Origin of the sequence: Mesorhizobium sp. M7A.F.Ca.ET.027.03.2.1 (genome assembly GCF_003999175.1) — a bacterium.
GTDB lineage: Bacteria > Pseudomonadota > Alphaproteobacteria > Rhizobiales > Rhizobiaceae > Mesorhizobium.
Genome location: NZ_RZOM01000199.1, coordinates 1 through 7,155, shown reverse-complemented (window position 1 = coordinate 7,155; position 7,155 = coordinate 1). Strand labels below are relative to the sequence as shown.

Sequence of the window (7,155 nt, the reverse complement as noted above, 5' to 3'; positions counted from 1 at the left end):
CTCGTAGAGTTGTGGCAGTCCCCCTTGATCCCGAACGGCCCGCTGGTCATACGCACCTCGCTCGACGCCGACACCAAGCAGAAGATCACCGATTTCCTGACCAAGCTTCCGCAGACCGACCCGGCCTGTTTCGCGGCGGTGCAAGGCGGCGACTTCAAGAGCTATTCGCCGGTCACCCCGGAATTCTATCAGGCGATCATCGACGCTCGTAAGGCGAAGATCGGCTCGTAAGCCAAAAGGCACGACGCCGCCGGGGCCAAAGTGCCGCCGGCGGCGTTGCCGCGTCACGGGCTGGGGAACCATCGATGAGTGCGACCGAAATTTACCGCGCGCCTGCGCTCTCCACGGAAGGAGCGTTAGCCGAGCGGCACTGGCGCGACCTCGCCGCTCGCCGGCGCCTCTACACGATCGGAGGCCTGGTTTTCCTGTTGCTTGCGCTCTCGGGCTCGCTCTGGTTCGCCAATGAGACCAACGCCGGAAAGTTCTTCGACCGCCTTCCCCACATCGCCGACTTTTTCGTCGAATTGAAGCCGCGCGACTGGTTCGACCCGGTGCGCGCGCTGTTCGACCTGCCGTCGCCCTATGACGATGGCAGCCTCAAATTCGACTATCCCGAAGGCCGGGTCTACCTGACCCAAGGCATCTACATTCCGGAGTATTTCTACCGGATGATCGAGACCCTGAACATTGCGCTGTTTTCGACCCTGGTCGGCTCCACCTTCGGTTTCCTGCTCTGCTTCCTGGCTGCAAGCAACGTGACGGCCAGCCGCTGGCTCCGCTTCACCACGCGCCGCTTCCTCGAAATTGTCCGCGCCTTTCCGGAAATCGTCATTGCCGGCTTTTTTCTGGCGATTTTCTCGCTTGGGCCCATTCCAGCGATCCTCGCGGTCAGCATCCACACCGTCGGCGCGCTCGGAAAAATGTTCTACGAAGTGGTCGAGAACGCCGACATGAAGCCTGACGAAGGATTGCGGGCCGTTGGCGCCAACTGGGTCGAACGGGTGTGGTTCGGCATGGTGCCTCAGGTTCTGCCCAACTTCATGAGCTATTTCCTGCTCCGCTTCGAGATCAATGTGCGCGCTTCGACCATTCTCGGTGCCGTCGGCGCCGGCGGCATCGGCGAATCCCTGCGTCTTTCGATCAGCCGGGGCCATGAGGCCAAGACCATAGCCATCGTGTTTCTGCTGTTCTGCACGATTGTCGCCGTTGACCAGTTTTCGGCATGGCTGAGACAACGTCTCGTCGGCAGGCAGGCGTTCGCATACGGGCGCGGAGAGTAACGCAATGAACGCCGACGCCATCAACGACATCGCCGCTCGCTATCCCGATGCGTTTCAGCGGCCTTTATGGAAGCGCTATGCCGCCCCGTTCGGCATCCTTCTATGCATCCTCTACACCTTTTACTGCTCGTGGTTCTTCTCGATCGGCATCGTTCTCGGAAAGGCGAACTGGAACCTGGCCGGCGCTTATCTCGCCGACTGGGTGTCTTACGAAATCCGCCCGGACATCGAATTCAAGGACGGCTATCTGACCATCGACTACTCTCGTTTCTCCAAACTGGGATCCAATCCAAATCCCGACTGGGTTATCAAGCAGATTGCCGAGGTCGAGCGGCGGGTCGACGCCGCACCGGCACCGGCGACCGCGACCGACAAGTCGTCGCAGGGTTCGTTCATGGCGGCTGGCGCGCCAACGGCCGAGAATCCGGCCCCCTCGCCAGACAAACCAGTTCCGGCCGCGCCCAAAACGGTGCGCGAAAAGGCCGTGGTAGCGGCGACCGTCGTCCTTGGCAGCGGCCAGATCGCCATTGCGCCAAATGTTGTCACGGTGACGCGCGGCGCCGAAAGCGTCGTCTTCGACATTGCCAAGGACAGGTCTGTCACGCCGCGCACACCGCTGCCTGACTGGATAGAGCAACGCAAGCCAGGTTCGACAGCCTATGTCTCGTTCGGATTTTTGGGCCGCGCTGAAGTGCAAAATGACGAGGTGATCGCCTGGAGGCGGTTTTTTGGTTGGGCGAATTTTGTGTTTGACACGAATTCGCCATTCTGGGGAAAATCGTCTGGCGAGGTCGCTTCATTGATCGTCTCCGGGGAACGCATCGATCCGTCGAGGTCAAACGCAGCGCTTGCTTGGGACAACATCCTCCACAATGCCGAGTGGCAACACGGCGATGTGTGGCTGAAGCTTCTGCAAACCATCGTCATGGCTTTTGTCGGCACAGTGTTGGCGTCGGTCGTCGCCTTTCCGCTCGCGTTCCCGGCTGCGCGCAACATCACGCCGAACTGGTTGACCAATCAGGCGACAAAACGCTTCTTCGACTTCCTGCGGTCTGTCGACATGCTGATCTGGGCGCTGTTCTTCACCCGCGGCTTTGGTCCGGGGCCGCTGGCCGGCATGTCGGCGATCTTCTTCACCGATACCGGAACCCTGGGCAAGCTCTATTCCGAGGCGCTGGAAAACATCGACGACAAGCAGCGCGAAGGCATCCGCTCGGTGGGCGCCACACCAACAATGGTGCAACGCTACGGCGTGCTGCCTCAGGTTCTGCCAGTGTTCCTTAGCCAATCCCTCTATTTCTGGGAATCGAACACCCGCTCGGCGACAATCATCGGCGCCGTCGGTGCCGGCGGCATCGGTCTGAAATTATGGGAAGCCATGCGCACCGGCACCAACTGGGCCAATGTTTTCTACATGGTGCTGTTGATCCTGATTGTCGTTTTTGTCTTCGACAACATCTCCAACTATCTCCGCCGCAAACTGATGGGGACCGTCGGAAACGGCAACGACGAGCGCGCGCGGGGCGCCTCCGCCCGCCTGCTGCCGGCGGCTTAGACCACGATCCTGAAGCGAAGGTCGACGAAGCAAAGGCGGTACCGGTTTTTGCTTCGCCGACCTTCGGCTCGCGTCTCAGGCGCCGGCCCTCTTCCACCCGCTCTTGATATGCCTATACCCCTCCCGATAGACCGCTTCCGGCGTCTCGGAAAAATCGCGCCACACCTTCGTTGCCGCCGCCAGGTCCTTCAGCGAGCGGCCGAACGCCTCGATCGTCAGCCAGTCGTCATAGCCGCTCTTGCGGATGGCTGAGAATGTTTCTGTCCAGGGAATGTTGCCGCGCCCCGGCACGCCGCGATCATTCTCCGAAATATGGATATGCACGACATTCCTGCGATGTTTCGTGTAGGCGCCGATCGGGTCGGCCTCCTCGATATTGGCGTGGAAAGTATCGTACATCGCCTTGATGTGCGGCCGGTCGATGGCGTCGATATGCTCCGACAGATCCGCCATCGTGTTGAGGAGATAGCATTCGAAGCGGTTGAGCGCCTCGAGGCCGATGGTGACGCCCTTGTTGCCGGCATGGTCGCCGATCGCGCGTTGCGAGGCGACGGAGCGCTTTTTCTCGGCAGAGGTCGGTCCGGAGCCGGAAAACGACCCGAGCGTCGAATGCAGCGGGCCGCTCAGCGTGCTGGCGCCAAGTGCCTGCGCGCAGTCGATCGCCCATTTCATGTAGTCGACCCCGGCCTTGCGCGTCGCCGCGTCGGCCGAGATCAAATTCATCGCCGGATCGCCCATGGCCGAAACAGAGGTCCGTTCCAGTCCGATGCGGTCGAGCAGATCGCCGAGTTTTTTGTAGTCGTCCGGCGCGCCGGCGAAGATCGGTATCTCGACGCCATCGAAGCCCGTCGCCTTGATATCGCGCAACAGCGGCTCGTGTTTCTTCGACACGGCCGTCGTCCACAAGAACATGCACATGCCGATTTTCATCGACGCCCCTCCCCTTGAATCCCCCGGACCGCCTCTATTTCAGAGCTTCGTCCACGCCCCATTCTTCTTCGACGACTTCACGCAGGCCTCGATGAAGGCCATGCCTTCTACGCCGTCCTGGATGGTCGGGAAGACGACATCCTTGGGCGGCTTGCCACCCTTGCGGCGCGCTGCCCGGATCGCCCGCGCGGCCTCCTGGTAGATGTTGGCGAAACCTTCGAGATAGCCCTCCGGATGGCCCGACGGCACGCGGCTGACACGGCCCGCCACCGGCAGCGCGCCGGCGCCGTTGCGGGTGATCAATTGCTTCGGCTGGCCGAACGGCGTGTACCAGAGATAGTTCGGGTCGGCCTGCACCCATTCCAGCCCACCCTTGGAGCCATAGATGCGCAGCTTCAGCCCGTTCTCGTGGCCGGGCGCCACCTGGCTTGCCCAGATCATGCCCTTGGCCGGATGCGTCTTGCCGATAGGCTTGAAGCGCAGCATGACGTTGACGTTGTCATCGAGAAGCCGGCCCGGCACGAAGGCGTCGAGATCGGCCGACAGGGAGTCCAGTTCCAGCCCCGAGACGAAGCGGGCGAGGTTGTAGGCATGCGTACCGATATCGCCCAGCGCGCCGCCGGCGCCTGCCTGCTTGGGGTCGGAGCGCCACGCCGCCTGCTTCTGGCCTGTCGCGGCCAAATCCTCGGTCAGCCAGTCCTGCGGATATTCGGACTGCACGATGCGGATGTCGCCGAGAACACCCTTGGCGACCATTTCGCGTGCTTGCCGGATCATCGGATAGGCGGTGTAGTTGTGCGTCAGCACGAACACCTTGCCGGTCTTCTCGACTATCGCCGCAAGCTTTTTCGCCTCGGCCAGGGTCGTCGCCAGCGGCTTGTCGCAGATGACGTGGATGCCGGCCTCGAGGAAAGCTTTTGCCGCCGGCACATGGACATTGTTGGGCGTGACGATGGCCACTGCCTCGATGCCGTCGGGGCGCTTCGCCTCGGCCTTGGCCATCTCGGCATAGGATGCATAGCTGCGTGCGGGGTCGAGCCCCAGTTCGGCGGCCGAGGCCTTGGCACGGGCCGGGTCGGCTGACAAAGCACCGGCAACCAGCACGAAATCATTGTCCAGCCGCGCCGCGATCCGGTGCACCGCGCCGATGAACGCGCCTTGCCCGCCGCCGACCATGCCGTAGCGGATCGGGCCGCCTCCCGTTTCCGACTTCGATGCGCCGACCATATCTTGCTCCTCGCTGTTGCTCACCTCCCCCTTGAGGGAGGTCGATCCGCGCAGCGGATCGGGTGGGGTCGTTGAGGCAGAGCTCGGCATGAACCGACCCCTCCCGGCCCTTCGGGCCACCCTCCCCTCGAGGGGGAGGGGAAACCGCGCTAGATGCCCATCATGGCGCGCAGCATCTTCTTGTCGGTGGTGCCGGCGGCGAAGTCGTCGAATGCCTTTTCGGTCACCCGGATGATGTGGTGCTCGATGAAAGGCGCGCCTTCGGCCGCGCCATCCTCCGGATGCTTCAGGCAGCATTCCCACTCCAGCACCGCCCAGGAATCATAATTGTACTGCGTCAGCTTGGAAAAGATGCCGCCGAAATCCACCTGTCCATCGCCCAGCGAACGGAAGCGCCCGGCGCGGTTGGTCCAGCTCTGGTAGCCGGAATAGACGCCTTGCCGGCCGGTCGGGTTGAACTCGGCGTCCTTGACGTGAAACGCCTTGATGCGCTCGTGATAGATGTCGATGAATTCTAGATAGTCGAGCTGCTGCAGCAGGAAGTGCGACGGATCGTAATTGATGTTGCAGCGCTTGTGGCCCCCGACCGCGTCGAGGAACATCTCGAAGGTGGCGCCGTCGAACACGTCTTCAGAGGGGTGAATCTCATAGCCGACATCGACGCCGTTGTCCTCGTAGACGTCGAGGATCGGCTTCCAGCGTTTGCCGAGCTCGCCAAACGCTTCCTCAATGAGTCCAGCCGGTCGCTGCGGGAACGGATAGAGGTAAGGGAAAGCCAGCGAGCCGGTAAACGACACTGAAGCATTCAGGCCCAGATTGCGCGATGCTTTAGCGCCGAACTTCATCTGCTCGACAGCCCACTCCTGCCGGGCTGCGGGATTGTTGTGCACCGACGGCGGCGCAAAGCCATCCATCTGCGCGTCATAGGCTGGATGAACCGCGACCAACTGCCCCTGCAGATGCGTCGACAGTTCGGTGATCTCGACGCCGGCGTCAGCGCAGATGCCCTTCACCTCATCGCAATAGGCCTTGGAAGAAGCCGCCTTCTTGAGGTCGAACAGCCGCGCGTCCCAGGTCGGGATCTGCACGCCCCTGTAGCCGAGACCGGCCGCCCATTTGGTGATCGACGCCAGTGAGTTGAACGGCGCGGCGTCGCCCGCGAACTGCGCCAGAAACAGCCCAGGGCCCTTCATTGTCGTCGGCATCGCATCCTCCCTCATTTCTCTCTCGACCGAGCATAGCGCCGATTGGAAGCAGGGCCAGCCACTTTGGTCTTTTCTCAACGGGTGCTTGCACGCACCGCCATTCTGGTATTACCAAATGTGGAAATTTGGTCAAGCCGCGCAATGCGCCATCAAGACCCCAAAATCAATTGTTGCAGGCCTATATATCTCAATATAATCAAGGAAATAATCCATTGAGAGAGTTGCACCCCAGCGCTTCTTGCCGATCTGGAGAATTTGCTGTAGACCTCGCTTCAGGCCCAATTGGTCGAACCAGTTTGCGAAAAAAGGCTGGGAACGCCTTGGGGAGGAACCTTTGTGTCGCCTTTTGGCGATGCATGTCGCAGGCGAACCATAGAGACGATTTGGGAAGGACAGACCATGCATCTTTCGACGCACAACTGGATGCGCGCGGAACCCTTGGAGACGACGCTCAAGCGCATCAAGAAATTCGGCTATGAGTCGATCGAGATTTCCGGCGAGCCCGAGCAGTACAAGACCAAGGAGACCCGGGCGCTGCTGAAGGAGCATGGTATTCGCTGCTGGGGCGCGGTGACCCTGATGCTGGGCGAGCGCAATCTTGCCGCCAGGAACCAGGGCCAGCGCGAGCGTTCCGTTCAGTATGTCAAGGACGTGCTGACCATGGTCAGCGAACTCGATGGCGAGATCATCACGCTGGTTCCGGCCACCGTCGGCAAGGTCGTGCCTGACGGGACCGAGGAAGAGGAATGGAAGTGGGTCGTCGACGCCACCCGTGAATGCTTCACCCACGCCAAGAAGGTCGGCGTCAAGATCGCTGTCGAACCCCTCAACCGCTTCGAGACCTATCTGTTCAATCGCGGCGCCCAGGCACTGGCGCTGGCTGACGCGGTCAGCCCCGAATGCGGCGTGTGCCTAGACGCTTACCACATCCACATGGAAGAATTTAACGTCCATGACG

General features: G+C 61.4%; 7 protein-coding genes. 4 read left to right on the top strand and 3 right to left on the bottom strand.

All coding sequences use genetic code 11. From position 1 onward, the window contains the following. From EN750_RS11515 to phnE (EN750_RS11505), 3 genes are all read left to right on the top strand, one after another. Window positions 1-231: PhnD/SsuA/transferrin family substrate-binding protein (locus EN750_RS11515; RefSeq protein WP_145967567.1), on the top strand; the 231-nt coding region annotated here is incomplete at its 5' end. A 74-nt stretch (window positions 232-305) separates the two neighbouring features. After that, the gene (gene phnE, locus EN750_RS11510) at window positions 306-1,280 is read left to right on the top strand and encodes a phosphonate ABC transporter, permease protein PhnE (RefSeq protein WP_127271835.1); all 975 of its coding nucleotides are present in this window, start codon (window positions 306-308) and stop codon (window positions 1,278-1,280) included. 4 nt (window positions 1,281-1,284) lie between these two features. Then, entirely contained in the window at window positions 1,285-2,835 is a 1,551-nt protein-coding gene (gene phnE / locus EN750_RS11505) for a phosphonate ABC transporter, permease protein PhnE (RefSeq protein WP_127396500.1), read from the top strand. A gap of 75 nt (window positions 2,836-2,910) precedes the next feature. Here the strand turns inward: phnE (EN750_RS11505) and EN750_RS11500 are convergent, their stop codons facing one another. The 3 genes from EN750_RS11500 to EN750_RS11490 all read right to left on the bottom strand — a co-directional run bounded on the left by EN750_RS11500 (window position 2,911) and on the right by EN750_RS11490 (window position 6,197). Next, complete coding sequence (locus tag EN750_RS11500) at window positions 2,911-3,765, bottom strand: sugar phosphate isomerase/epimerase (RefSeq protein WP_127396499.1); 855 nt, start codon at window positions 3,763-3,765, stop codon at window positions 2,911-2,913. A 39-nt stretch (window positions 3,766-3,804) separates the two neighbouring features. Further along, the gene (locus tag EN750_RS11495; RefSeq protein ID WP_127269535.1) at window positions 3,805-4,992 is read right to left on the bottom strand and encodes a Gfo/Idh/MocA family oxidoreductase; all 1,188 of its coding nucleotides are present in this window, start codon (window positions 4,990-4,992) and stop codon (window positions 3,805-3,807) included. Between the two features lie 149 nt (window positions 4,993-5,141). Then, window positions 5,142-6,197, bottom strand: a complete 1,056-nt coding sequence (locus tag EN750_RS11490) for a sugar phosphate isomerase/epimerase (RefSeq protein WP_127269536.1) — start codon at window positions 6,195-6,197, stop codon at window positions 5,142-5,144. 399 nt (window positions 6,198-6,596) lie between these two features. Here EN750_RS11490 and EN750_RS11485 point away from each other — a divergent pair. Next, window positions 6,597-7,155: sugar phosphate isomerase/epimerase family protein (locus EN750_RS11485; RefSeq protein ID WP_145967565.1), on the top strand; the 559-nt coding region annotated here is incomplete at its 3' end.